We start from the raw sequence: 25,616 nt of genomic DNA, 5'->3' as shown, positions 1-25,616 counted from the left end.
ATAACATGCCTTTTAGTCTTCGGAATATCACCGCACTTCGGCGGGTGATAAACAGCAAATTGAGTAAGGCCAGGATGTCAAATACGCCAATCGAACTTAAGGGCAGTAGCTTCACCTTATCTGTCGTTCATTTGCACGACGCAAATCCCGAGGTTATTCGTCAGGCGTTAGAAGACAAAATCGCCCAGGCCCCCGCTTTTTTACGTCACGCCCCGGTCGTTGTGAATATTAGCAACATCGAAAATGTCGTCGACTGGCGCGCTATGCAGGAGGCGATCGCCGGTACCGGTTTACGCATTATCGGCGTGAGCGGCTGCAAAGCCCCGCGTCTGAAAACGGAAATCGACCGCACGGGGATCCCTTTGCTGACGGAAGGGAAAGAAAAAATGCCGCGTCAGGCGCCGCCGGAACCGGTTGTCGCTGCGCCAGTTGTTAATCAGATCACAAAAACGCGTTTGATTGACCTGCCGGTACGTTCCGGTCAGCGCATTTATGCACCAAACTGTGATCTAATTGTTACAAATCATGTGAGTGCCGGAGCGGAACTTATCGCCGACGGCAATATCCATGTATATGGCATGATGCGAGGTCGCGCACTCGCAGGCGCAGGCGGCGACAGAGAAGCCCAAATATTTTGTTCACACCTCACGGCGGAGCTGGTATCCATCGCTGGGGAATACTGGCTGAGTGATAATATCCCGGCCGAATTTTATGGCAAAGCGGCGCGTCTGCGTCTGGGCGATAACGCTTTGACTATTCAACCGTTGAGTTAGTCCCTTTTTAACAAGGAATTTCTATGGCACGCATTATTGTTGTGACTTCGGGTAAAGGGGGCGTCGGCAAGACCACCTCCAGCGCGGCCATCGCTACTGGTTTGGCCCAGAAGGGAAAGAAGACCGTCGTTATCGACTTCGACATTGGCCTGCGTAACCTTGACCTGATCATGGGCTGCGAGCGCCGGGTGGTTTATGACTTCGTTAACGTTATTCAGGGTGACGCCACGCTGAATCAGGCGTTAATCAAAGATAAGCGCACCGAAAACCTCTACATCCTCCCCGCTTCCCAGACGCGTGATAAAGACGCGCTGACCCGCGAAGGCGTAGACAAGGTTCTTGAAGAACTGAAAAAAATGAATTTCGATTTTGTTGTCTGCGATTCACCTGCAGGCATCGAAACCGGTGCGCTGATGGCGCTGTATTTCGCTGACGAAGCCATCATCACCACTAACCCGGAAGTCTCCTCCGTTCGTGACTCCGACCGCATCCTCGGTATTCTTGCGTCCAAATCCCGCCGCGCGGAAAATGGTGAAGAGCCGATCAAAGAGCATCTGCTGCTGACCCGCTACAACCCAGGTCGCGTCAATAAAGGCGACATGCTGAGCATGGAAGACGTTCTGGAAATTCTGCGTATCAATCTGGTAGGCGTGATTCCGGAAGATCAGTCCGTGCTGCGTGCGTCGAACCAGGGTGAGCCGGTTATTCTGGATGATGCGTCGGACGCAGGTAAGGCCTACGCCGATACCGTCGAACGTCTGCTCGGAGAAGAACGTCCTTTCCGCTTCATTGAAGAAGAGAAGAAAGGTTTCCTCAAACGCCTGTTCGGAGGATAAATTATGGCATTACTCGACTTTTTTCTCTCGCGGAAAAAGAACACGGCCAACATTGCGAAAGAGCGCCTGCAAATCATCGTCGCGGAGCGTCGTCGCGGCGATGCTGAACCGCATTACCTGCCGCAGCTACGAAAAGATATTCTGGAAGTGATCTGTAAGTATGTGCAGATCGACCCGGAAATGGTCAGCGTGCAGCTGGAGCAGCGAGACGGTGATATTTCGATTCTGGAGTTGAACGTGACTTTACCAGAAACGGAAGAGTCGAAATCCTGACGCTGGCTCCTCCCGATAGCCTTGCGCTGTCGGGCCAGTTTGTTGCATAAGCCCGGAGATCACCCCGGGCTATTTGCCGTGGCCTAGCGCGGATATTCGCTTAACAGCGCCCGCAGGCGATCGGCCATCAGTTCGCTACGCCAGCCGGAAATCAGCTCCGGCAGAGCATTTCCGCTCTTCAACTGCCAGTGCCAGTTCAGCAGCTGGTTAATCTGCCGTCTGGACGCCAGCAGCTCGGCGCTCAGCCCGGTCCCGGTGCTCACCTCCTGCACCAGCGCTTTAATCTCTTTAAACACCTTGCGGTATCCCGGCATATCGACCAGGTTTTGCAGCGGTTCAGGCAACGCCTCTTCCGGCAGCTCCTGCGCCTTCGCCACCAGGCTTATCAGCGTTTTACCGTGGAAGCGAATTTCACTCCCGGATAGCCCGAGGCTATCGAGCTCTCCGAGGCTGCCGGGCATATAGCGCGCCACGCTCCACAGGTGCTCTTCACGCACGACAAAATTGACCGCCATGTCGCGATCCCGCGCTTTGCGCAGGCGCCACTCTGCCAGCAGCTGCAGGCAGCCGAGCTGGCGGGTGCGCAGCTGCCAGGCGTTGCCGATATCGCGCCACGCCTGCGCAGGGTCCTGCACTTCCTGGCGGCGCTGCTGCATCAGGCGGCACTCGTCCAGCGCGGCGGGCAGCCAGCCGGCGGCTTCCGTTTCGGCCATCAGCCTGCTGGCGATGGGCAGCAGATACCAGACATCCGCCGCGGCATAGTCGCACTGGCGTTCGGTCAGCGGACGGGCCAGCCAGTCGGTACGCGATTCGCTCTTATCCAGCGCCACGCCGGAATACTCTTCAACCATCGATGCAAAGCCCCATGACATCGGGCGGCCGCAGAACGCCGCCAGGATTTGGGTGTCAATCAGCGGCTGCGGCATCAGGCTAAAGGTGTTGAGGAACACTTCCAGATCTTCACTGCCGGCGTGCAGGTATTTGGTGACGTTTTGATTTAGCAGCAGTTCACGCATCGGCGCCCAATCGGTGATTTCCAGCGGGTCGATGAGCGAAACTTGCTCGCCATCAAACAGCTGCAGCAGTCCCAGCTGCGGATAATAGGTACGGGTGCGGACAAATTCCGTATCCAGCGCAACCGCAGCTGCCGCGCTTGCCGCTTCACAGACGGTGCGAAGACCATCGTTGGTGGTAATCATCTGATAGTTCAAATCATGCTCTCTTAACTGGCGCCCATAAAAAACGCCGGCTTAGCCGGCGTCTGGCGATTCACTCTTAGCTCAGGCTTTATTGTCTACTTTAGCGCGAGCTTCGTCACGAAGTTCTCGCCGTAAAATTTTCCCGACATTCGATTTTGGCAGCTCATCACGAAACTCAACCAGCTTGGGAACCTTATAGCCCGTCAGCTGGCGGCGGCAGAAGGCGATCAGCGCCTCTTCAGTCAGCGTCGCATCTTTCTTGACGACAAAAATCTTCACCGCTTCACCGCTGCTGCCGGACGGTACGCCGACCGCCGCCACTTCCTGAACCCCGGAATGCTGCATCACCACGTCTTCAATTTCATTGGGGTAGACGTTAAATCCGGAGACCAGAATCATATCTTTTTTACGATCGACAATCCGCAGGAAGCCATCGTCGTCCATCACCGCGATATCGCCGGTGTGCAGCCAGCCGTCTTTGATGATTTCCGCGGTGGCGTCCGGGCGCTGCCAGTACCCCAGCATCACCTGCGGGCCTTTCACGCACAGCTCGCCCGGTTGGCCCGGCGCGACTTCGTTATCGTCATCGTCCACCAGCTTCGCTTCCGTCGACGGGACCGGCAGCCCGATGCTTCCGCTGTGGTAGTCAATATCGTGCGGGTTAACGCTGACCAGCGGCGCGCACTCGGTCAGGCCGTAGCCCTCCAGCAGATACTGTCCGGTGAGCTTCACCCAGCGTTCGGCCACAACCTGCTGGACCGGCATCCCGCCGCCGGCAGAGAGGTGCAGCGTGGAGAAATCGAGCTGCTGAAACTCTTTGTTATTCAGCAAGGCGTTAAACAGGGTATTGACCCCGGTCATCGCGGTGAACGGATATTTAGCCAGCTCCTTCACCAGCCCCGGAATGTCACGCGGGTTGGTAATCAGCAGGTTCTGCCCGCCAAGCTCGATAAACAGCAGGCAGTTCATGGTCAGCGCAAAAATGTGGTACAGCGGTAAAGCCGTCACCACCAGCTCTTTGCCCCGGTGCAGCAGCGGCCCGTAGGTGGCGTTGACCTGTTCAAGGTTGGCCAGCATATTGCGATGGGTCAGCATGGCCCCTTTCGCTACGCCGGTCGTACCGCCGGTGTACTGCAGGAACGCCAGATCTTCACAGACGATCTCCGGCTTGACGTACTGCATCCGGTAGCCGTGCTGCAGCGCGCTGCGAAACGAGATGGCGTCAGGCAGATCGTATTTTGGCACCAGCCGCTTGATGTACTTGACGACGAAGTTAACCAGGGTGCCTTTCGCCGTCGACAGCTGATCGCCCATTCGCGTCAGAATCACGTGCCTGACCTGAGTTTTATCGACCACCTTCTCCAGGGTATGCGCAAAGTTTGAGACGATCACGATTGCCGCGGCGCCGCTGTCGTTCAGCTGATGCTCAAGCTCGCGCGGCGTATATAGCGGGTTGACGTTAACCACGATCATCCCGGCGCGGAGGACCCCGAACAGCGCAATGGGATACTGCAGCAGGTTGGGCATCATCAGCGCCACGCGGTCGCCCTTTTTCAGCCCCAGCCCCTGCTGAAGGTAAGCGGCAAAAGCGCGGCTGCGCTCCTCCAGCTTACGGTAGGTCATCACCTCGCCCATGTTGATAAACGCCGGCTGGTCGGCATAGCGCGCGGCGGCTTGTTCAAACAATTCAACCAGGGATTGATAGCGGTCAGGATTTATCTCCGCAGGAACATCGGCGGGATAACGGTTTAGCCAAACCTTTTTCACTGCATCACCTCTGAAATAGTTATTCGTCGTCATCACACCCCCTGATCAACAAACATTCTGTTAACATTATATTAACTCAGCGTACCAGTTTATTAATTAGGCGTTTTGCAGGTTGCGAAGCGCGTCACTATTTATTTTTCTTATCAGACCAGAAACAAAGAAACAGCGGACTGGCCGCTGTTTCTTTTAGCTTACGAATAGCTTAGAAAAACCGCAAAATCATTCGGTTACCACATTTCTGACTTCCGCAGGGCCTGGATTATACCAGCCCCAGCCGCCGTAGCCCCACGGGGATGGGCCGTAGCCCCAGCGACGCGGGCCGAACATCCACGGATCAATCGGCTGCGGCGGCATAACCACCTGCTGCACAACGTTCCAGCGCTTATAGCCGATGACGTTCATCTGCATAAACTTATACGGCGTGCCGCCGACCTTGCCGTCGATAACGCCGGCAATCGGGCCAACCACCGTTACCAGCTGACCGCGGAAGTCCACCGGGTCGAGGAAGCCGTTAACGTCGGCGAAAATACGCCCGCGCGAAGGCTCGCCCAGCTCGGGCCGGGCGGCGCTGTCCAGCGGCACCGTGGCGATTTCTAAGCGGGTTTTGCCCTGCTGATTCATAATGTTGACCACTTTGCCGCCAAAGCGAGCTTCCTGACCAACGTACAGCTGCGGTGCGGCCATGACCCGCACTAAATCCTGCTGCGGCGTCGGGGTAGAGCCCTTGATGGCATCCGGTACCGAAACGCAGCCACTTAACGCGGCGGCAACGGCGCCCGCCAACAGCCAACGTACTACTTTAGTTTGACCCGCCATGATGCGACTCCTTCTCTCAGTCTTATGCTTACTGAGATTCATCCTCGGCCAGGAAGTTTCTTCCAGGCCACTTCGTTACGCAAATAAACCGGCTCGGCGTTCTCTACGGCAACGGTTTTACCGACGGAAAGCAGGTGACAGGCCAGCGGCAGCATATCTTCCGCTGCCGGCAGCGCAATTTCGCCGTCGGTTAAGGTCAGCGAGGAGTCCTTCGCCAGATCGGGCCACGCCGGCCAGCCGGTACCAACGGTTGCCCAGGTCCCCTCGAGCTGCTGCAGACGTTCGCTGACGGCCTCCGGCTTGAGGACCGCTTCGGTCTCTTCGCCGTGCCAGACGCCCTGCTCGTCGCGCTGATATTCCGCCCAGTAAACCTCCCCCATGCGGGCATCAATGGCGGCCAGCACGCGGGTGGCGCCGGTTTTACGCCATGCGCCCTGCGCCATAGTGGCCAGCGTAGAAACGCCGATCATCGGCAGTTCGGCGCCGAGCGCCAGGCCTTGCGCAATGCCGATGCCGATGCGCACGCCGGTAAAGCTACCCGGCCCGCGGCCGAACGCCAGCGCATCCAGTTCGGTCAGTAAGACGTTGCTTTCATTGAGGACATCCTGCACCAGAGGCAGAATACGTTGCGTATGTTCGCGGGGGCAGATTTCGAAATGAGCACAAAGGGTGCCATCATTCCACAGCGCCGCGGAGCAGGCCTCCGTGGCGGTATCGATAGCCAAAATTCGCATGAGTTGTCGCGCTCTCGCTATAGCAGATTGACAAAATGGCGCGCAGTTTATCACATTTTACGCCAGATCACCGCCCCGGCGGCACGGCGAGGAAGCGCACCGCCCGGCGGATATCGCGGGTTCGCGGCGCGGGGGGCAGGCTGGCAAGGAATACCGAGCCGTAGGGGCGCATCACCAGACGGTTATCGCAAATGACCAGCACTCCACGGTCGTCAATATCGCGGATCAGGCGCCCCACGCCCTGCTTGAGGGTGATCACCGCATCCGGCAGCTGAACCTCGTCGAACGGGTCGCCGCCGCGCAGCCGGCAGTCTTCCATTCGCGCTTTCAGCAGCGGATCGTCGGGAGAGGTGAAGGGAAGCTTGTCGATAATCACCAAAGAGAGCGCATCGCCGCGCACGTCAACCCCTTCCCAGAAGCTGCTGGTCGCCACCAGCAGCGCGTTACCGGCGCTGACGAACTGCTGCAACAGCTGTCCTTTGCTGGTCTCCCCCTGCAGGAGAACCGGCAGCGTCATGGTCGCGCGGAACTGCTCCGCCAGATCGCGCATCATGGCGTGGGAGGTGCACAGCATAAAGCAGCGCCCGTCGTTAGCCTCAATTAGCGGCTTAAGCATCGCGGCCAGATGACGCGCCGCGCCGGGCTGATTCGGCAGCGGAAGATTGCGCGGCACGCAGAGCAGCGTCTGGTGCGCATAATCAAACGGGCTGGGCAGCAGCAGCGACTCGGCCTCTTCAATACCGAGGCGAGAGGTAAAGTGGCGCAGATCGTCATTTACCGACAGCGTTGCCGAGGTGAAAATCCAGCTGCCGGGCTTTTGCGCCATCACTTCTTTAAACTTTTCGGCGACGGTCAGCGGGGTCAAGGCCAGCGTAAAGTGGCGCGAGGTACATTCGTACCAGTAGCTGAAGCCCGGCTGGTTAATCTCTTTCAGCCGCTTCAGCCGCGCGCGGTAAACCGTCGCCCGCTCAAAGGCGGCATCCAGCAGCGCGGAGCGCCCAAGGGAGAGCTTCGCCACGTCGTAGCAGAGCTCCAGCGCGTCATCGAGCAGCAGCAGCGCGCGCTGGATATGGCTCTCGGCCAGCAGGTCGCGCAGGTTGCCGCGATAGCCGGGGTCCCCGAGCTGCAGGCGAAAATCCTGCGCGCTCTGGGCCAGGCGATCGGCGCATTTTTGCAGCTGCTGGGTATCTTTCAGTTCGGTGCGGTAGGCGATGGTGATGTCTTTCGCCAGGTCCTGCAGCTGGCGGCTGGAGAGCGACTGGCCAAAATACTGGCTGGCGATATCCGGCAGCTGATGCGCTTCATCGAAGATCATCACCTCCGCTTCGGGAATGAGCTCAGCGAAGCCGCTCTCTTTAACCACCATATCGGCAAGGAACAGGTGATGGTTGACCACCACCACATCGGCGTCCATCGCCTTTTTACGCGCTTTGACCACGAAGCAGTCTTTATACAGCGGGCAATCGCTGCCCAGGCAGTTGTCATTGGTGCTGGTGACCAGCGGCCAGGCCTGGGAGTCCTCCGCCACGCTGACGCAGGTGCTGACATCGCCGTCGATGGTTTGGTTGGACCACGATCGCAGCAGGATGACATCGCTCAAAATTTGCACCGGCAGATCGCCCCCGGCCAGCGCCTGTTGCTCAAGACGCTCCAGGCACAGGTAGTTCGACCGCCCTTTCAGCAGCGCCAGTTTACCTTTAAATTTAAGCGCCTTGGCCACGGTTGGCAGGTCGCGGCTGTAGAGCTGATCCTGCAGCGCCTTCGAGCCGGTGGAGATAATCACCTTTTTGTTTGCCCGCAGCGCGGGCGCCAGGTAGGCGTAGGTTTTACCGGTTCCGGTCCCTGCTTCGACCACCAGAGGCCGCGTTTCCTCAATAGCCTGCGTCACCGCCACCGCCATCTGGCGCTGCGGCTCGCGTGGTTTGAATCCCGGAATCGCGTTGGCCAACTGGCCGTCTGCTGCAAAATCGTCGATCACAATGCCCCCTGGTTATTTGGACAGTGATTATGTCAGGGAGGAGGTCTTTTCACCAGCCCGGGTAGTGACGCGGGCGGAACATTATGGCAGTCTTGCCCCCGTCAAATGGATATACCCGTCGTCTTTCGGGAGCTTTCCGCGCCGGTTCCGCCGGCAGAGCTGCCTGAAATTCATTGGATAGAGAGGAAACTGAAATGACTATTACGCGTATCGATGCCGAAGCCCGCTGGTCTGATGTAGTGATCCACAACCAGACGCTTTATTACACCGGCGTGCCGGCAAATCTCGACGCGGGCGCTGAAGAGCAAACCGCCAATACTCTGGCGCAGATTGACGCGGTGCTTGAGAAACAGGGTAGCAACAAATCGCGTATTCTCGACGCCACCATTTTCCTTGCGGACAAAAGCGATTTTGCCGCGATGAACAGAGCCTGGGACGCCTGGGTTGTTGCCGGTCACGCGCCGGTTCGCTGCACCGTTCAGGCAGCGCTGATGAAAGCAGAATACAAAGTCGAAATTAAAATTATCGCCGCGGCGTAAGCACTTTTACGCTGAGCCTTTCCGGGGTCGGCGCAAGCGCCTCGCCCGGAAAGGTGCCTGTCCTATCTGGCCGGGCACCACATCAACTGCTCTTTTAACGGTAACGTCTCCTGAGGCAAGCACTTCAGGGCTTCGCGATAGGTTGCCAGCTGCTGTGGATATCCCCGCGCCGACTGCAATAACACTCTTAGCGCGCTATCCCAGACAATTCCCTGCAAGTCGCTATACGGCCACAGGTCCGGCTCACGGATAAACGGCACCAGATAATCAATCCCCTGCTTCACCCCTCGCCCGTCGCGGACCGTATTCCAGCGATCAAACTCAACGTGTTCAGCGTAGCGGTTAAGCAGCAGATGCGCTTCCAGGTTAAACAGCGAATAGTGAAACGGAATGGTGCGCTCCAGTTCCATCGTCTGCTTGCCGTCCTGGTCGATTTGCGCCGCCATCCGTTGGGTAATGCCCTGCTCAATTATCCGCGCCACCAGGCCTTTATCTCCATAGAACAGCGCGTTCACCGCACGCTGGGCGTCATACCAGGTGCCGTGGTTGTTGTGCCAGACATACTCAGAATGGCCTATTTCGCTGTAATACATCCAATGGTTGAAGTCGCGGAACCACTGGTGCAGGCCGATGATATCATCCGTATCCAGCACGCTTGCCGCATTAATCAGTCCGATGGTGTCAACCACCATCCACAGCAGGCGCGTGTCGATAAGCCCGGTACCGCGGCCGGAGACAATCCCCGGGATCGCCTGACCGTAGTTCAGATGCGGGTTCATCCGCGTATCCGCATCAAGAAACCAGCAGCGGATCTGCAGCGCGGCGGCCTGCGCGTACTGTCGCTGGCCGGTGAAATACCATGCCAGCCCCAGCGTCAGGCAACGTTCGCACATACGGATAATGCGCGTGGTGTCGGTGTCGTTATTTTCGCACTGCGGATTGATATGCCCGTCGCGGCGAATATAGGGCAGCCCGTTGGGCCGCCGCGGATTAGGCCACCAGTAGGTACCAAGACTGTAGTAATCATGGGCGTCGCCGCTCGCCGGACGCAGTTTTTTATGCACCACACTTTCCGGCGGCTCGCGGCGCAGCAAGTCCGCTTCCGTCACCAGTTTCCCGAGCGCCTGCTGGAGTGGAGAAAATGGCTGCTTTAGTCCCGCGCGGGCATTCTCAAGACAGCTTTCATCAAGGGTGTACAGCTTCATCGCCACCTTATTCATCCTCCGCACAGGCGATGCGCAGGCCGCTTTGCGCATCAAACAGATGCACGCCAGAAAGCTTCGGCTGCAGCCAGATATTATCGCCCTCCTTGACCGCCAGACGCTGTTTGAACACCGAAGTGAATGCCCCGCCGCCAGTATCGCAGAACAGCTGCATATCCGAGCCGGTATTCTCCACCGCCGTGACCTTTGCCGCCAGCGCGTCGTCGCGAGCTTCGTGCACCACGTTGACCTGCTCCGGGCGAATAGCGTAGACCACCTGCTGCCCGTTTTGCACCCGCGATCCCGCAGGCAGCGCCAGCAGCGAACCGTCCTTCAGACGCAGAGCGGTGATGTTGCCGTTAAGCACCACTTCGCCCTGCAGCTGGTTGATTTCCGGTGAGCCGATAAAACCGGCGACAAACAGGTTCGCCGGCTGGTCGTACAGCGCCAGCGGGGTGCCCGCCTGCTCGATTCGCCCGTCGCGCAGCACGACAATCATTTGCCCCATGGTCATGGCTTCAATCTGGTCGTGCGTCACGTATACCGAGGTGGTTTTCAACCGACGATGCAGCTCGCGGATTTCACCGCGCACCTGGGTACGCAGCTTGGCATCGAGGTTTGATAACGGTTCATCAAACAAGAATACCTGCGGCTTACGTACAATGGCGCGTCCCATCGCCACACGTTGACGTTGACCGCCGGAGAGATCTTTTGGCAAACGCTCAAGCAGCGGTTCCAGCCCCAACAGCGCCGCCGCATCGTTAACCTTCTGGTTGATTTCCGCCTTCGGCAACCGCGACATTTTCAGCGCAAAGCCCATGTTTTCGCGCACCGTCATCTGCGGATACAGCGCGTAGCTCTGAAACACCATCGCGATATCACGCCGCTTCGGTTCCACCTCGGTGACGTTGCGTTCATTAATATGCACTTCACCAGCGGATATCTCTTCCAGCCCGGCAATCATGCGCAGCAGCGTCGATTTGCCGCAGCCGCTTGGCCCGACAAGGACGCAGAACTCACCGTCCGGGATAGTCAGCGACACGTCTTTAATGACGTGCGCATCACCATAAGACTTCCGCACGCTATTCAATACAACAGATCCCATAGGTAACTCCTTATCCTTTGACCGCGCCGGACATAATCCCGCGATTGAAATGTTTTTGCAGACCCAGATAGACGATGATGCTTGGCAGCATCGCCAGCAGCGTAATGGCGATAAAAATGTTCGGTGTGATGCTCTCATCGGTACGCAGCGTACCGAGGATCACCGGAATGGTGTTCAGGCTGTCCTGGTTAACCACAATCAGCGGCAGCAGGTACTGGTCCCAAATCATGATGAAGCCAAAGGTCACTACCGTGCCGAGCGCCGGTTTCACCAGCGGGAGGATCACATGGAAGAAGATTTGCCATTCGTTAGCGCCGTCGATGCGTGCCGCCTCTTCCAGCTCTTTCGGGATGGCCGACATAAACTCGGTCAGCACAAAGATGGAGAATGCCCAGCCTACCACCGGCAGAATCATCCCGAGGTAGCTGTTGTAGAGCGACGCATCGATAAACGGCAGCCGCCAGTTAATAATCATGTACAGCGGAATGGCGATAACCTCTTCCGGCAGCATCATGGTGGACAAAATCACCAGACTGACCAGCGCCACGCCGCGAAACTTTTTGCGTGCCAGCGCGTAGGCCGCCAGCGCGCTCACCGAGACCTGCAAAACTGTGCCGAAGAACACCACCAGCACTGAGTTCAGCAGGTACTGCCAGACGCCGATATCCATCCAGGCGAAGATAAAGTTATCGAAGGAGAACTGATTCGGCCAGGCCAACAGTTCGCCCGGCTTGACCGGCGCTCCGCTGAACGCGGTGGCGACGATGCCCCAGAACGGGCCGACAAAAACAATCAACAACAGCGCGTAAATGCACCAGCGTCCTGCGGTATCCCAACGTTTACTTAACATCACGGCTCCTTAGTAACGTGCGATACGTTTTTTTAGCGTTAAATGACAGATGGTTAAGATCACCGTAAAGGTGAACAGCAGGAACGACACCGCCGAGGCGTAGCCATAGTCGAACTGCTCAAAACCCAGTTTATAGATGTGGGTCATGACCATTTCCGTGGCGTTAGAGGGCCCGCCGCCGGTGGTGGCGTACACTTCCGCAAAGACACGGAAACCACGAATAAAGGAGAGCATCAGCACCACCGACAGCGCCGGGATCATTCCGGGCAAGGTGACGTAACGCAGGCGGTTCCACCAGTTTGCGCCGTCAACGTTCGAGGCGTCGTACAGATCGCGGCTGATGCCCGCCAGCCCGGCAATAAAAATCACCATGTTGTAGGGCACTGCTTTCCAGATATGCAGCAACATGATAACCCCCAGCGCCTGATCGGAGCTGGCAAGGAAACCCTGATCGGCTACGCCAAACCAGCTCAGAATATGGTTTGCCACCCCGTTTGGCGTAGGGTTAAACAGGATGCGCCACATTTCGGCGACAATTGCCGCGCTGGTCACTGCCGGGAAAAAGATGGCGGTGCGAATAAATCGCAGGTGGCGCGCTGGCCCTTCAAGCAGCATGGCGAGGAAGAACGCCAGGATTGCGGCGGCAAACATGGTCACCACCACGTACAGAAGGGTATTCACCACTGCCGCATGTAGCTCAACGTCGGCGAAAGCGCGGGTAAAGTTCGCCAATCCCACCCACTCGTCCGGCTGATTAAAGTTAACCTTGTAAAAGCTCATCACCAGCCCCTGAATCATCGGGATGAACTTAAACCAGCTAAAAATAATCAGCGCCGGGGCTAAAAACAGCCACGGAATCAGCGCCCGCTTGCGCTTTGGCGTCAACCATCCGGTGGAGTCAGGCGAAGCGGTTTGCTTTAGCGGCGAAGACTTCGTCTCATGCAGCGTCATAACTTACTCCCTCACTTAGCCAGCACATTTTGCTTTTGCAACTCGGCGTCGACCTTGCCATCTATCGCTTTCAGCTCAGCGGCAATATCGCTGTTGCAATCGGCGAAAATACGGTTAAAGCCATCGGCAGCCACCTGACGAACCGGCGTCCAGTTCGGAATTTGCGGTACGTAACGGCCCTGCTCGTTGTAGAGCCGAGCGAAGGTTTCCCAGCGCGGGTCCTGATAGACTGCTTTGACATCGACATTTTTATTTACCGGCAGGCGCACCACCGGAATGTGCTTGCTGCCTTTACCCATGCCAATTTCCTGGCCTTCGGTCGAAATCATAAATTCGATAAATTTACGCGCCGCCTCTTTTTGCTTGCTGCTCTTCATCATAAAGACGGAGGTCCCTTCAGCCAGAGTCGCTTCCCCTTTTGGCCCCACCACCGGCAAGACCTCAAAGTTGTCTTTGCCCGGGTCTTTATCAAACAGCGCGATGTGGTATGGGCCGCTAAAGAACATGCCGCTTTGTCCGGAACGGAAGGATGGGATAACGTCGGCGGTGGTGGCGTTAATCGCCCCCGGCTGGGTGACTTTTTCACACATCATGGTACGCATAAACGTCAACGCCTGCGCGACTTGCGGGGTTTGCAGCGAGGCGCTGAACTTGCCGTTATTCTCTTTGACAAAATCACCTCCCGCCTGCCAGATAAAGCTGCTCATAAACCAGCTGGCATAGCCACGGGTCGTGGACGCCGGAACAACAAATCCGTAAGTGTCGTTTTTGCCGTTCCCGTCCGGGTCCTGGGTGGTAAAGGCTTTGGCCAGCGTTTGAATATCATCCCAACTTTTCGGCTGCGGCAGGCCTAATTTCTCGCGCCAGTCCTTGCGCACAAATAGCGCGAAGGTTTGCGCGGATGTTGGAACGCCATAGTATTTGCCGTCGATATAGCGGGTACTGTTCCAGGCGGTCTGATACAGCTGGTCACCCCCCTTAATGCCTGAGGGGTCGATCTCTTCCGCAATGCCCAGTTGAATAAACTGTCCCAGCGATGCCGCATCGTTAAAAATCAGGTCCGGTAAGGCGTTGCCCGCCGTCGCCCTCGCCAGGCGCTGTTCAAAATCAGTCGTGGCGTTGAAATACTCAATTTTAATGCCGGTATTCTCTTCGAACTTTTCAGCCTCTTGTTTATAGATATTTTTGGAGTCATTGCTTGCACGGATCCACACGTTAAGGGTCGTGGCGGCGTAGCTTTGCCCGACGCCAACACCCAGAGCGGTAACAAGTAATAATGAACGTAATTTATTCGCAGACATGATTGCATATCCTTTATTGTAGGGCACAACGGTAATTAAATTCGCAACAGCTGATTTTCTGTGAGCGCGATTAACATCGCGGCATTAATTCAATATGCATAAAAAAGTATTTCCAAACATTAAATAGAAATGTATTTCTCAATACAACCACACAAAAAAGAAATCGCATTTCAAAAACTTAAAAGTTGAATCAGATCACATAAAAGAGTGACACAAAAAGTGACATAAAAACTTAATAGTTAAAAATCAACAAGTTATAAACTTATTTATTTTGTTAAATTTATCAATAAAAATTGAAAAACATCGAAAACCGTGAACTACACCGCATTAAATGAGTCATTTTTCATCCGCCGCAACAATCATGATGAACATCACAAAAAAAATTACTTTGTCTTTTACACTGCACGCCACGCTATTCATCAAAGCATTATTTTTTAATTAATCCGCCTACCTTTTGCGTCATGGAAATACGCAACAGGCATAATTCTCTTGTTATCTTTTCTCATATTTGAAGAAGGGTTATTACTATGTATTCAATACCTCGCCGAGGAATATTAGGCATTACGCTTCTCTGTTGTAGCGTCAGTGCATCCCTGTATGCCGCTGAACCCTATACCCTTGACGGTAAAGATTTAGCCTATAGCCGCCAGCAGATAGCGGCTAAAGACCCGCTGTTCGTGCAGGCCGCAAGCGCGCTGTTCAACAAGGCGGATCTGGCGCTTAAACATCCGCTGCTTTCGGTGATGGATAAAACGCTGGTCGCCGCCAGCGGCAATAAGCACGATTACTACAGCTTTCCGCCGTACTGGTGGCCAAACCCGGAGACCAAAAACGGTCTGCCGTACATCCGCAAAGATGGGCAAACTAACCCGGACGCAAACAGTAATGCCACTGATAAAAATCGCCTGGTGAAAATGAGCAACGATGTCTCGACGCTGGCGCTGGCATGGTATTTCTCTCAGGATGAACGCTACGCGCAGAAGGCCGTTCAACAGATTAAAAGCTGGTTCCTCGACGCCAATACCCGCATGACCCCGAACCTGCAATACGCGCAGGCCATCCCCGGGATTAATACCGGACGTGGCATTGGCATTATCGATAGCCGGGCGCTGGTTGAGGTGGTTGATGCCATCGCCCTGCTGCAATCATCCAGCGCGCTGAGTGAAACGGACGTAACGGCGCTTAAACAGTGGTTCGGCGAGTTTTATCACTGGATGACCACCAGCCAGAACGGCTTTGAAGAAGAGAACTGGCACAACAATCACGGCACTTATTTTGATATGCAAGCCGCCACCTTTGCGCTGTTCAGCGGCAAAATCGAAGAAGCGAAAAAGCGCCTGTACATCACTCAATTGCGCCGTATCGCCGGGCAGTTTGATATGCAAGGCCGCCAGATGGCTGAGCTTGAGCGCACCCGTCCGTGGCACTACAGCAACTTCAACCTCGAAGCCTATAACCGTCTGGGACGTCTGGGCGAAAAAGCCGGTGTCGATATCTGGAACTTTACCCTCGACGACCATAGCCTGCAAAAAGGCTATCAATATGTGGCTGGCTTTATTAACAGCGGCACGCCGTGGCCGTGGAAAGACCTCGACAAAATGGACGATAAAAAAGCGCTACGCAACATTGCGAGCGCCGCCCACGCATGGCCGAACAATCCGCTATTTAGCGAGAAAGCGCGCTGGCTGAGAGCGAAATATCCTGACGATATCACCACGCTCATCGCCCCACTTCCTGCGTCAACCGAGGTCAGGGATAACCAATAATGAAACAATTTTCTGGGCTATGGCCCGACATCGCCAGACGTGCAGCCGGTAATGTCGAGCAGATTGAACAGCTCGTGAAGGATGCACAACCGATACTTGAAGCCGCCGTTCGCATCCCGCAAACCGGGATAGCCAGCTGGAATCTTTATTACTTTTGTCCGCACCATGGGGTGCGGCTGACGTGGCAGGCGGACTCTCCCCACCAGCACGCTTGCCCGGTGGATGGCGAAACATTCAGCGGTGAGCCCTGGGACGGCGCATGGTGGCGTGAAATGAACGGTCGCAACGCCAGCGCCTGCCAGCAGTTGGGGCTGCTCTGGCGTCTGACCGGGGAAACGCCGTACCGCGACAAAGTCCGCACGCTGCTAATGGGCTATGCGGATGTTTATCCCGACTATAAAGTCCATGGCGATATCCCGCACAATGGTCCTGGCAAAATGAATGCCCAGACGCTGTGCGAAGCCAACTGCATTCTGGATATGGCGCTAGGATATGATTTTATTCGCGACAGCTTACCGCCCGGTGAGCAGCAGCACATTGGCGAGATCCTGCTGCGCTGTGCGGCAACGTTTCTGCGCGCGCATCGCAGCCCACAAATCCATAACCATGAAGTGAAAATCAGCGCGGCGCTCGGGGTGCTGGGGTTTGTGCTGGAAGATGAGAGCCTGCTGGATTTTGCCGTAAATCAGCCCTACGGCCTACGCTGGCAGCTCGAGCATGGATTACTGGCTGAAGGTTTATGGTTTGAAGGTTCGATTCACTACCACTACTACGCGCTGCAGGGGTTCTTTGCCTTTGAGAAGCTGGCGCGTGGCACCCGCTGGAGCCTGCTTGATGGCCCGTGGTATCCACGAATGCTCAGTTTCCCACTCTCGCTTGTGCTCCCTGACGGTACCTTCCCACGACTGAACGATTGCCTCGCCGGACAAGAGAAGCTGTATCATCGCGATCTGTACGAATTTGCCTGGTTTATCTGGCATGACCCGCTCTACGCGTCGGTCCTGCAGTTGACTGAAGATGACGCGGATTGGCGGGAGACGCTGCTGTGGCGCGACCGGGCGCTGCCTGAAACCGCAATCAATCCGATCCCGCAACGCTCGATCTTTGCTCCGGGCGCCGGGCTGACGCTGTGGCGACGCCCGCAGCAGCAGTTGGCGGTGTTGATCAAACACAGCCCCTGGGGCGGCGAGCACGATCACTACGATCGGCTGAGTCTGATGCTGTGGCAACGCAACGGCTGGTTACTCCCGGATCTCGGCACCACAGGCTACGGTGCGAAAATGCACTACGATTATTACAAAAACAGCGCCACCCACAACACGCTGTCCGTCAACCAGACCAATCAGCCGCCTGCCAACACCGAGGTCTTAGGCTGGCATATGGGCGATGATTATCACTGGATAGACGCAGAAGTTAACTGGAAGAAGCCACCACCAACGCTTAAAAGCCATACGCGGGTAGAATGGGATGTCGAGGCATGGCGCGAAGTGCGCTTTCGCCGTCGCCTGTTGTGGCTGGAGGATGTGCTGATTGACCTGTCAACGGTGGAAAACCCGCATCGTCAGCAGCTCGACTGGACGCTGCATCTGGCCGCGAAGGCGCTCGACCAAAGCGGCATGCCGCAACCCTTTTCGCTCAAAGGGCCGCTGCGTGATATGCGGGATTCAACCGTGACGCCGCTTCACGGCTGTCAGCCGCGCCACTTTGCCCGCGAGAACGACACCTTTGCCCTGTGGCTAGCCGGTGACGGTGAACTGTGGCAAGGGCTGGCTCCCGATAATCCGGCGATCGGTGACCTCAGCTATCTGGTATTACGCAACCATCTGCCGCAGGCGCGTTTTTGTTGTGTTTGGGATCTGGCGAAAACGTCACCGCTGACCGAAGTGAGCGTACATCACACGCCCCTCGGTACTCAGTTGAACTTCTGCCGTGGTGAGCGCGTGACCCACGTGACGCTGCATGAAGATCCCGGCCTGCTGCCAGATGTGATTATTTGACCCGCCGCCTTCCGGTAACGGAGGGCGCGTTTAACTTTTTTCGCCGGTAATCATCGGCCTGAAGGGGGACTGTCAGGGAACGGGCTCCCCTGCTGATATATCAAAGACGCTATCTACTTACTCATCGTCTTCATCATCTTCAAAGCGCGCTACGATCCGGTCGCCGGTATGCGTGGCGCGCAGTTCGTTGGCGACCAGACGAATCGCCTCACCGCTGCTCATCCCCTGCGACATCAGATCCTGGATACGTTCTACTGCTTTTTGCTGTTGCTCGTGGCTCAGCGAAGGTAAACCTGCAAACATAACTGACTCCTGCTACATTGTGGGGCGTAATTATTTCACGCCGTCCCCTTATAAGCCAGCGGGCGGTAACGATCAGGATCGAGGAAGATGTTGTCCCCCGCTATTATTACCCTGCCCTGGCATCCGGATGCCGCCGAGCGCTACTTTGCGCCCTTAAGCGCAGCGCCTTGGGCGATGCTGCTACACTCAGGCTTTGCCGATCACCCGCATAACCGTTTTGATATTATGGTGGCCGAGCCGCGCGCAACGCTGACTACCCGCGGCGGCCTCACCACGGTGAACGACGGCCGAACGCTGACGACGTCCGCCGACGATCCGCTAAAAATAGTGGCGCAACAACTGGCGCAGTGCGGATTAGCGCCGCAGGCCCATCCGCACCTGCCGTTCCTTGGCGGCGCGCTGGGGCTGTTCGGCTACGATCTGGGGCGCCGTTTTGAAAACCTGCCGTCGCAGGCCGAGGCGGATATTGCGCTGCCGGATATGGCGGTCGGCATTTACGACTGGGCGCTGATCGTCGATCACCAGCGTCGTGAAGTCTCGCTGCTGAGCTACGGCGATCCCCAGGCGCGCCTGCAGTGGCTGAGGGCGCAATCGGCCCCAGCGGCGGCCCCTTTTAGCCTGACCTCGGCCTGGCGTTCGAATATGAGCCGCGAGCAGTACGGCGAGAAATTCCGCCAGGTGCAGGCGTGGCTGCAGAGCGGCGATTGCTACCAGGTCAACCTGGCTCAGCGCTTCCAGGCCCGCTATCAGGGCGACGAGTGGCAGGCATTTTGCCAGCTTAACCGTGCCAACAGAGCCCCGTTCAGCGCCTTTATTCGCCTCGAGGAAGGCGCGGTCCTGAGCCTCTCTCCGGAGCGTTTTATCCAGCTTCATCAGGGTGAAATCCAGACCCGGCCGATTAAAGGCACCCTCCCGCGGCTGGCCGATCCGCAGCAGGACGCTCGCCAGGCAGAAAAGCTGGCTAACTCGGCGAAAGACCGCGCGGAAAACTTGATGATCGTCGATTTGATGCGCAACGATATTGGCCGGGTTGCCGAGCCCGGTAGCGTGCGCGTGCCGGAGCTCTTCGTCGTCGAACCCTTCCCGGCGGTCCACCATCTGGTCAGCACCATTACCGCCAGGCTACCGGCCCGTCTTCACGCCAGCGACCTGCTGCGCGCGGCGTTTCCCGGCGGCTCCATTACCGGCGCCCCCAAGGTGCGCGCGATGCAAATTATCGATCGGCTGGAGCCGCAGCGGCGCAACGCGTGGTGCGGCAGCATCGGCTATCTCAGCCTGTGCGGCAATATGGACACCAGCATTACGATCCGCACGCTGACGGCGTGGCAGGGACAGCTATACTGCTCTGCGGGCGGCGGGATTGTCGCGGATAGCGAAGAAGAGGCTGAATATCAGGAAACGTTTGATAAAGTTAACCGCATTCTGCAACAACTGGAGAGCTAGGATATGGCGGATAACGCCCTTGAGCTGGACGACTTTCTTTCGCGCTTTCAATTACTGCGCCCGCAGCCTTCGCAAAGCGCCCTGAATCAGCGCCAGGCCGCGGTGCTGGTGCCGATCGTCCGTCGCCCGCAGCCGGGGCTGCTGCTCACCCAGCGCTCGCCGCGACTGCGTAAGCACGCCGGCCAGGTGGCCTTCCCGGGAGGAGCTGTCGATAACAGCGACGCGACGCTGATTGCCGCCGCGCTCCGTGAGGCGCAGGAAGAGGTGGCTATTCCTCCTGAGCTGGTGGAGATCATCGGCGTCCTGCCGCCGGTGGATAGCGTGACCGGCTTTCAGGTGACCCCGGTAGTGGGGATTATTCCGCCAAACCTGCGCTATCACGCCAGCCAGGATGAGGTGGCGGCGGTCTTTGAAATGCCGCTGGCCGAAGCGCTGCGCTTAGGCCGCTATCATCCGCTGGATATTCATCGCCGCGGGAACTCACATCGGGTCTGGCTTTCGTGGTATCAGCATTATTTTGTCTGGGGAATGACCGCAGGGATTATTCGCGAGCTGGCCCTGCAAATCGGCGTCAAGCCCTAGCGCCCCACCCTACTTTGCGCAGCCGCCTTGCCGGCGGCGCTCGCCCGCTGGACTCCCCCGCGACGCGCTTTTCTTCCCTTCTTCTGACGCCCTCATCGGCCACATTATTTAGGGTATATACTTAAATATGACGGCGCTCTCAGCATTAGTAAATTCATGGTTATCCATTAGTTTAATTCATGTGAATAGTTAAGCTGATGCTACGGTTCCCTCTTACACTATGCGCAGTTATCACATCGTTGCCGCAGCCGCGGCAACCCTGTACTGGAGTGTTATGGTGATTAGTATATTCGACATGTTCAAGGTGGGGATTGGTCCCTCATCTTCCCATACTGTAGGGCCGATGAAAGCCGGTAAACAGTTCGTCGATGACCTGGTCGAAAAGGGACTACTTAATGACGTGACGCGCGTGGCGGTTGACGTCTACGGCTCGCTGTCATTAACCGGCAAAGGCCACCACACGGACATCGCCATTATCATGGGGCTGGCGGGCAATCAGCCCGATACGGTCGACATTGACGCGATTCCGGCATTTATTCGCGACGTAGAAGCCCGCGGACGCCTGCTGCTGGCGCAAGGGCAGCAGGAAGTCGATTTCCCGCAGGATGACGGTATGCGTTTTCGCAGCGACAACCTGCCGCTGCACGAGAACGGGATGACGATTCATGCCTGGGCCGGCGACAAAGAAATCTACAGCAAAACTTACTACTCCATCGGCGGCGGTTTTATCGTCGACGAAGAGCATTTCGGCAAAGAAAATGCGTGCGAGCTCAGCGTACCTTACCCGTTTAAATCGGCGCAGGAGATGCTGGGCTACTGCAAAGAGACCGGGCTGTCCCTCTCCGGGATGGTGATGCAGAACGAACTGGCGCTGCACAGCAAAAAAGAGATTGAAGACTATTTTGCCAACGTCTGGCAGACCATGCGCGCCTGCATCGATCGCGGCATGAATACCGAAGGCGTACTGCCCGGGCCGCTGCGCGTACCGCGCCGCGCCTCTGCGCTGCGCCGCCTGCTGGTGGCCAGCGATAAGCTGTCCAGCGATCCGATGAACGTCATTGACTGGGTGAACATGTTTGCCCTCGCCGTCAACGAAGAGAACGCCGCCGGCGGCCGCGTCGTCACGGCCCCGACCAACGGCGCCTGCGGGATTGTGCCCGCGGTGCTGGCCTACTATGACCACTTTATTGAATCCGTCAGCCCTGATATCTACATTCGCTACTTTATGGCTTCCGGCGCCGTGGGCGCGCTGTACAAGATGAATGCCTCTATTTCAGGCGCTGAGGTGGGCTGTCAGGGCGAGGTTGGCGTGGCCTGTTCCATGGCCGCAGCCGGTCTTGCGGAGCTGCTCGGCGCCAGCCCTGAACAGGTGTGCGTGGCGGCGGAGATCGGTATGGAGCACAATCTGGGCCTCACCTGCGATCCCGTCGCCGGCCAGGTCCAGGTGCCGTGCATCGAACGTAATGCCATCGCATCGGTTAAAGCGATTAACGCCGCGCGCATGGCGATGCGCCGCACCAGCGAACCGCGCGTCTCCCTCGATAAAGTTATCGAGACGATGTACGAAACCGGCAAGGATATGAACGCCAAATATCGCGAGACCTCCCGCGGCGGTCTGGCCATCAAAGTACAGTGTGACTAAACCTTCGCAACCGAAATGCGCCCTAACCGGCGCATTTTTCTTCTTCTATTCATTTACACCCACTACACTTACTCTCTGACGATTGTTATTCTGAACGGTACTCAGAGTCGACAGGGTGTCGCGCATGCAGACTGCACATAAGGTCATCACGACATACCGCCGTAAACGTATCGTCGTATGTTTGATTGTTGCGTTATTAACGCTGACAACCACTCTGGTTATCCGATTTATTTCGCAGCGTAGCCTAAATCAGCAACGGATCCAGACGGTCACCAGTCAGATGGTGATGGCCATGGATAAAATTCTTCGCCCTCTTGAAAAGCAGCACCTGTCGATGCTGAATTTCGTCGGTCAGCCTTGCCGGGAAATTCACCTGCCCTTACGCAAGCTGGCGTCTTCGCTGCAAACGGTGCGAACTATCGCGCTGGTGAAAGCGGATACTCTTTACTGTTCCAGTATTTATGGCGAACGTAATTTTAACCTTCATCAGCGCCAGCCCATGCTGCCGAGCAACCACCCTCTTCTGGTCTTCTCCACCGATGGATCGCTGCTGGTCGGCTCGCCGGTATTAATTCAGTGGTATCCGGCATCGATTAGCGGCTCCGACGGCGTAATGCTGATGATTAATATTGAGCTGCTGGGGGAGTTAATTCTCAACGCGAAATCACCGTTGATTACCGGTATTGGGCTGCGGGTCGGTAACAAAAGCTTTATTAACGGCCTTGGACTGGTGGACCACGACGCCATTCCGGGCGAGCGCGTCATTTATCGCCAGAGCTCTTCGCAGTTCCCCTTTACCATCAACGTCAGCGGCCCCGGAGCCTCGGCAATCGCCCTGCACGAACTCCCCGCCGAGCTGCCGCTGGCGCTGATCTTCACGCTGTTAACGACCGGCATAACCTGGCTCATAACCGCAGGCAGGCTCAGCTTTTCCCGTGAAATCAGCCTCGGTATCACCGCGCGTGAGTTCGAACTTTGGTGCCAGCCGCTGGAGGATCTGCGCAGCCAAAGGTGCTGCGGAGTCGAGATATTACTGCGCTGGAACAATCCGCGCCGGGGGAGGATCTCCCCCGATGTCTTTATTCCCATTGCCGAGGGTTACAATCTTATCGTTCCCCTCACCCGCTACGTGATCGCGGAAACCGCACGCCAGCTCAACCTTTTCCCTCAGGACAAAAGCTTCCATATTTCGATCAACGTCGCCGCCCGCCATTTTGCTAACGGCGAGCTGCTGCGCGATCTGCATCACTACTGGTTTAGCGCCCATCCCGTCCAGCAGCTGGTGGTGGAGCTCACGGAGCGCGACGTGCTGCAGGATGGCGATCGCCATATGGCCGAACATTTGCATTTCAAAGGCGTGCAGCTGGCAATCGACGATTTCGGCACCGGCAACAGCTCGCTGTCATGGCTGAAAAAACTCCGCCCCGACATCTTAAAAATTGATAAGTCCTTCACCAGCGCAATCGGCATCGACAGCGTAAATTCAACGGTGACGGATATGATTATTTCCCTGGCGCATCGCCTGGAAATTGTCACCATCGCGGAAGGCGTTGAAACAGAGGAGCAGGCGGAATACCTGCGTAACCACGGCGTCGATATCCTGCAGGGGTTTCGCTACGCCCGGCCGATGCCGGTTAACGAATTTCCGCAATGGCTGGCGGCGCACGATCTGGCGGCGGATGAGGAAACGGATAGTCAATAGCCTGCCGGCCTCCTGAGGAGACCGGCAGGTCGGCGGGATTACTCTTCTTCGTCGTGCTCGTGCCGCGTTTTAACGACGCGGACCAGATCGACGCGGTAGCTGTTGGCCTCAACGATGGTGAACCGCAGCGGCTCCAGCTCAACCACATCACCGGTGCGCGGGATATGGCCGTTGACGGCGATCACCAGCCCGGCCACCGTCGCAATATCCTCTTCTTCATTGACGATGTCATCCAGCCCCAGCGTCTGCTGCAGGGCGTGCAGGTCGGTTGAACCTTTGATCAGCCAGCCGTCGCCATCGGCAACAATCTCCGGCGTCTCATCGGCGTCCGGGAACTCGCCGGCAATCGCCTCCAGCACGTCCAGCGGCGTCACCAGCCCCTGCACCACGCCAAATTCGTTGGTCACAATGACGAAGCTGCCGCGGGCCCGGCGCAGAACGCCCAGCAGATTGATCGGGTCCAGGGTTTCCGGAACCACAATCGCCGGCGATGCCGAGGCGAGCGCCGCAACGTTCTCGCCGGCCTCCAGCGCCACCAGCATCTCTTTGGCGCGAACAATACCGATAATCTCATCCAGCTCGCCCCGGCACACCGGGAACAGGCTGTGCGGAGAGGAGAGCAGCTGGCGGCGAATCTCTTCTACGCTCTGCTCGGCGTCCACCCAGCTGATTTCACCGCGCGGCGTCATGATGCCGCGTAACGAACGCTGCGCGAGAGTCAGCACGCCGTTAATCATATAGCGCTCTTCTTCGGCGAACGCGCCCTCTGGCACCGGTACCGCGGACGGCATGTCGCCATCGTGCGTCACCGGATTCTGCTTACGGCTGCCCATCAAACGCAGGATCGCATCGGCGGTGCGCGCGCGCAGCGGCAGCGTCGACTGATGGCGGATAAAGTTGCGCCGCGCCACCTGGTTGAAGAACTCAATGGTGATTGAGAAGCCAATCGCAGCGTACAGGTAGCCTTTCGGTATATGGAAACCAAAGCCTTCGGCCACCAGGCTCAGGCCAATCATCAGCAGGAAGCTAAGGCACAGCACCACCACCGTTGGATGCTGGTTAACGAAGCGGGTCAACGGCTTCGATGCCAGCAGCATAACCATCATCGCAATCACCACCGCCGCCATCATGACCGGGAGGTGGTTTACCATACCCACGGCGGTAATCACCGCATCCAGCGAGAATACGGCATCAAGCACGACGATTTGCAGCACCACCACCCAGAAGCTGGCGTACCCCTTACCATGACCGGCATCGTGCTGGCGGTTTTCCAGCCGCTCGTGCAGTTCGGTCGTCGCCTTGAACAGCAGGAATATCCCCCCCAGCAGCATAATAAGATCGCGCCCGGAGAAGGAAAAATCAGCGATGCTGAACAGCGGTTTGGTTAAGGTCACCATCCACGAAATAACCGACAGCAGCCCCAGACGCATGAACAGCGCCAGCGACAGGCCAATCAGACGTGCTTTATCACGCTGCTTTGGCGGCAGTTTATCCGCAAGGATGGCAATAAATACCAGGTTGTCGATACCGAGCACGATCTCGAGGACGACCAGCGTCAACAAGCCGACCCAAATAGAGGGATCCATTAAGAATTCCATGAGTTGCTCCAGTTAACGACGGACGCAGTCATCGCTATGTCATGCACAGGCGAGACAATTATTGCTGGTAAAAAAGCGTAGCAGATAGCGGTAGCGGTGGCAGACAGGTGCCAAAAGGTGAAAAGACGTCGATGAGGGTCCATACAGCGGGCTATGCCCTATACTCCTGAGTAGTTAAACGGAAGCTAAACATAGCAAAAAACAGAACCAGATTGGAAAAAAATTTACCTGTTTTTGCAATAGCTAAGGCTATTTTTTG

General features: G+C 56.9%; 22 protein-coding genes. 10 read left to right on the top strand and 12 right to left on the bottom strand.

What is annotated here, in order from left to right; translation table 11 throughout:
• Positions 1-74 precede the first annotated feature (74 nt).
• Genes minC through minE form a run of 3 tightly spaced genes read left to right on the top strand, consistent with a single transcriptional unit; the run spans position 75 to position 1,882 of the window.
• Positions 75-773, top strand: coding sequence for a septum site-determining protein MinC (gene minC / locus NWP14_RS01305; RefSeq protein WP_095101777.1), 699 nt, complete (start codon positions 75-77; stop codon positions 771-773).
• 23 nt (positions 774-796) lie between these two features.
• Complete coding sequence (gene minD, locus NWP14_RS01300; RefSeq protein WP_041146180.1) at positions 797-1,609, top strand: septum site-determining protein MinD; 813 nt, start codon at positions 797-799, stop codon at positions 1,607-1,609.
• A 3-nt stretch (positions 1,610-1,612) separates the two neighbouring features.
• The gene (gene minE / locus NWP14_RS01295) at positions 1,613-1,882 is read left to right on the top strand and encodes a cell division topological specificity factor MinE (protein ID WP_002910902.1); all 270 of its coding nucleotides are present in this window, start codon (positions 1,613-1,615) and stop codon (positions 1,880-1,882) included.
• An 83-nt stretch (positions 1,883-1,965) separates the two neighbouring features.
• Here the strand turns inward: minE and rnd are convergent, their stop codons facing one another.
• From rnd to NWP14_RS01270, 5 genes are all read right to left on the bottom strand, one after another.
• Positions 1,966-3,081: a ribonuclease D gene (gene rnd / locus NWP14_RS01290; RefSeq protein WP_189339888.1), complete on the bottom strand. Its 1,116-nt coding sequence runs from the start codon at positions 3,079-3,081 to the stop codon at positions 1,966-1,968.
• Positions 3,082-3,162: 81 nt separating this feature from the next.
• Positions 3,163-4,848: a long-chain-fatty-acid--CoA ligase FadD gene (gene fadD / locus NWP14_RS01285; RefSeq protein ID WP_331834404.1), complete on the bottom strand. Its 1,686-nt coding sequence runs from the start codon at positions 4,846-4,848 to the stop codon at positions 3,163-3,165.
• Between the two features lie 219 nt (positions 4,849-5,067).
• A complete protein-coding gene (locus NWP14_RS01280; protein WP_375214606.1) occupies positions 5,068-5,664 on the bottom strand; it encodes a Slp family lipoprotein in 597 nt (198 codons plus the stop codon).
• A 38-nt stretch (positions 5,665-5,702) separates the two neighbouring features.
• Positions 5,703-6,398 carry a tRNA (adenosine(37)-N6)-threonylcarbamoyltransferase complex dimerization subunit type 1 TsaB gene (tsaB, locus tag NWP14_RS01275; protein WP_346431201.1) on the bottom strand — a complete coding sequence of 232 codons (696 nt, stop codon included), beginning with the start codon at positions 6,396-6,398 and terminating at the stop codon, positions 5,703-5,705.
• A gap of 67 nt (positions 6,399-6,465) precedes the next feature.
• Positions 6,466-8,376, bottom strand: a complete 1,911-nt coding sequence (locus tag NWP14_RS01270; RefSeq protein ID WP_375214605.1) for an ATP-dependent DNA helicase — start codon at positions 8,374-8,376, stop codon at positions 6,466-6,468.
• 194 nt (positions 8,377-8,570) lie between these two features.
• On the opposite strand from NWP14_RS01270, the gene NWP14_RS01265 reads away from it, so the two are divergent.
• The gene (locus NWP14_RS01265) at positions 8,571-8,915 is read left to right on the top strand and encodes a RidA family protein (protein WP_133598450.1); all 345 of its coding nucleotides are present in this window, start codon (positions 8,571-8,573) and stop codon (positions 8,913-8,915) included.
• Positions 8,916-8,977: 62 nt separating this feature from the next.
• On the opposite strand, the gene NWP14_RS01260 is transcribed toward NWP14_RS01265, so the two are convergent.
• From NWP14_RS01260 to NWP14_RS01240, 5 genes are read right to left on the bottom strand one after another with little or no spacing between them, the layout of a single operon-like run.
• The gene (locus NWP14_RS01260) at positions 8,978-10,120 is read right to left on the bottom strand and encodes an alginate lyase family protein (RefSeq protein ID WP_375215085.1); all 1,143 of its coding nucleotides are present in this window, start codon (positions 10,118-10,120) and stop codon (positions 8,978-8,980) included.
• Positions 10,121-10,127: 7 nt separating this feature from the next.
• Positions 10,128-11,222: a sn-glycerol-3-phosphate ABC transporter ATP-binding protein UgpC gene (locus tag NWP14_RS01255; RefSeq protein WP_331834405.1), complete on the bottom strand. Its 1,095-nt coding sequence runs from the start codon at positions 11,220-11,222 to the stop codon at positions 10,128-10,130.
• Between the two features lie 10 nt (positions 11,223-11,232).
• Complete coding sequence (locus tag NWP14_RS01250) at positions 11,233-12,072, bottom strand: carbohydrate ABC transporter permease (RefSeq protein WP_375214604.1); 840 nt, start codon at positions 12,070-12,072, stop codon at positions 11,233-11,235.
• Positions 12,073-12,081: 9 nt separating this feature from the next.
• Complete coding sequence (locus NWP14_RS01245) at positions 12,082-13,023, bottom strand: carbohydrate ABC transporter permease (RefSeq protein ID WP_375214603.1); 942 nt, start codon at positions 13,021-13,023, stop codon at positions 12,082-12,084.
• 11 nt (positions 13,024-13,034) lie between these two features.
• Complete coding sequence (locus tag NWP14_RS01240) at positions 13,035-14,324, bottom strand: sugar ABC transporter substrate-binding protein (protein WP_241723375.1); 1,290 nt, start codon at positions 14,322-14,324, stop codon at positions 13,035-13,037.
• 527 nt (positions 14,325-14,851) lie between these two features.
• On the opposite strand from NWP14_RS01240, the gene NWP14_RS01235 reads away from it, so the two are divergent.
• Entirely contained in the window at positions 14,852-16,090 is a 1,239-nt protein-coding gene (locus tag NWP14_RS01235; protein WP_375214602.1) for an alginate lyase family protein, read from the top strand.
• On the top strand, positions 16,090-18,087 hold the full coding sequence (locus NWP14_RS01230; protein WP_375214601.1) for a heparinase II/III family protein: 1,998 nt from the start codon (positions 16,090-16,092) through the stop codon (positions 18,085-18,087). The genes NWP14_RS01235 and NWP14_RS01230 overlap by 1 nt, the downstream gene beginning before the upstream one ends.
• 117 nt (positions 18,088-18,204) lie before the next feature.
• Here the strand turns inward: NWP14_RS01230 and NWP14_RS01225 are convergent, their stop codons facing one another.
• Positions 18,205-18,390, bottom strand: coding sequence for a YoaH family protein (locus tag NWP14_RS01225; protein WP_331834409.1), 186 nt, complete (start codon positions 18,388-18,390; stop codon positions 18,205-18,207).
• Positions 18,391-18,477: 87 nt separating this feature from the next.
• Between NWP14_RS01225 and pabB the strand changes: the two genes are divergently transcribed.
• The 4 genes from pabB to NWP14_RS01205 all read left to right on the top strand — a co-directional run bounded on the left by pabB (position 18,478) and on the right by NWP14_RS01205 (position 23,759).
• The gene (pabB, locus tag NWP14_RS01220; protein ID WP_375214600.1) at positions 18,478-19,833 is read left to right on the top strand and encodes an aminodeoxychorismate synthase component 1; all 1,356 of its coding nucleotides are present in this window, start codon (positions 18,478-18,480) and stop codon (positions 19,831-19,833) included.
• 3 nt (positions 19,834-19,836) lie between these two features.
• Positions 19,837-20,415, top strand: a complete 579-nt coding sequence (locus tag NWP14_RS01215; protein WP_331834411.1) for a CoA pyrophosphatase — start codon at positions 19,837-19,839, stop codon at positions 20,413-20,415.
• 277 nt (positions 20,416-20,692) lie between these two features.
• The gene (gene sdaA, locus NWP14_RS01210; protein WP_375215084.1) at positions 20,693-22,057 is read left to right on the top strand and encodes an L-serine ammonia-lyase; all 1,365 of its coding nucleotides are present in this window, start codon (positions 20,693-20,695) and stop codon (positions 22,055-22,057) included.
• Positions 22,058-22,181: 124 nt separating this feature from the next.
• Positions 22,182-23,759, top strand: a complete 1,578-nt coding sequence (locus tag NWP14_RS01205) for an EAL domain-containing protein (protein WP_095101759.1) — start codon at positions 22,182-22,184, stop codon at positions 23,757-23,759.
• A gap of 38 nt (positions 23,760-23,797) precedes the next feature.
• On the opposite strand, the gene yoaE is transcribed toward NWP14_RS01205, so the two are convergent.
• A complete protein-coding gene (gene yoaE, locus NWP14_RS01200; RefSeq protein WP_095101757.1) occupies positions 23,798-25,357 on the bottom strand; it encodes a CNNM family cation transport protein YoaE in 1,560 nt (519 codons plus the stop codon).
• Between the last annotated feature and the right edge of the window lie 259 nt (positions 25,358-25,616).

The organism is Klebsiella sp. C349492, assembly GCF_042055345.1.
Classification (GTDB): Bacteria; Pseudomonadota; Gammaproteobacteria; order Enterobacterales; family Enterobacteriaceae; genus Klebsiella; species Klebsiella scottii.
The sequence above is the reverse complement of the archived record's forward strand: the minus strand, read 5'-3'. Positions and strand labels throughout refer to the sequence as shown.

Coding starts and splice junctions, on each gene's coding strand:
- minC (WP_095101777.1), top strand. CDS start 75: ATGTCAAATACGCCAATCGAACTTAAGGGCAGTAGCTTCACCTTATCT.
- minD (WP_041146180.1), top strand. CDS start 797: ATGGCACGCATTATTGTTGTGACTTCGGGTAAAGGGGGCGTCGGCAAG.
- minE (WP_002910902.1), top strand. CDS start 1,613: ATGGCATTACTCGACTTTTTTCTCTCGCGGAAAAAGAACACGGCCAAC.
- rnd (WP_189339888.1), bottom strand. CDS start 3,081: ATGATTACCACCAACGATGGTCTTCGCACCGTCTGTGAAGCGGCAAGC.
- NWP14_RS01280 (WP_375214606.1), bottom strand. CDS start 5,664: ATGGCGGGTCAAACTAAAGTAGTACGTTGGCTGTTGGCGGGCGCCGTT.
- tsaB (WP_346431201.1), bottom strand. CDS start 6,398: ATGCGAATTTTGGCTATCGATACCGCCACGGAGGCCTGCTCCGCGGCG.
- NWP14_RS01265 (WP_133598450.1), top strand. CDS start 8,571: ATGACTATTACGCGTATCGATGCCGAAGCCCGCTGGTCTGATGTAGTG.
- NWP14_RS01260 (WP_375215085.1), bottom strand. CDS start 10,120: ATGAAGCTGTACACCCTTGATGAAAGCTGTCTTGAGAATGCCCGCGCG.
- NWP14_RS01255 (WP_331834405.1), bottom strand. CDS start 11,222: ATGGGATCTGTTGTATTGAATAGCGTGCGGAAGTCTTATGGTGATGCG.
- NWP14_RS01250 (WP_375214604.1), bottom strand. CDS start 12,072: ATGTTAAGTAAACGTTGGGATACCGCAGGACGCTGGTGCATTTACGCG.
- NWP14_RS01245 (WP_375214603.1), bottom strand. CDS start 13,023: ATGACGCTGCATGAGACGAAGTCTTCGCCGCTAAAGCAAACCGCTTCG.
- NWP14_RS01240 (WP_241723375.1), bottom strand. CDS start 14,324: ATGTCTGCGAATAAATTACGTTCATTATTACTTGTTACCGCTCTGGGT.
- NWP14_RS01235 (WP_375214602.1), top strand. CDS start 14,852: ATGTATTCAATACCTCGCCGAGGAATATTAGGCATTACGCTTCTCTGT.
- NWP14_RS01230 (WP_375214601.1), top strand. CDS start 16,090: ATGAAACAATTTTCTGGGCTATGGCCCGACATCGCCAGACGTGCAGCC.
- NWP14_RS01225 (WP_331834409.1), bottom strand. CDS start 18,390: ATGTTTGCAGGTTTACCTTCGCTGAGCCACGAGCAACAGCAAAAAGCA.
- pabB (WP_375214600.1), top strand. CDS start 18,478: ATGTTGTCCCCCGCTATTATTACCCTGCCCTGGCATCCGGATGCCGCC.
- NWP14_RS01215 (WP_331834411.1), top strand. CDS start 19,837: ATGGCGGATAACGCCCTTGAGCTGGACGACTTTCTTTCGCGCTTTCAA.
- NWP14_RS01205 (WP_095101759.1), top strand. CDS start 22,182: ATGCAGACTGCACATAAGGTCATCACGACATACCGCCGTAAACGTATC.
- yoaE (WP_095101757.1), bottom strand. CDS start 25,357: ATGGAATTCTTAATGGATCCCTCTATTTGGGTCGGCTTGTTGACGCTG.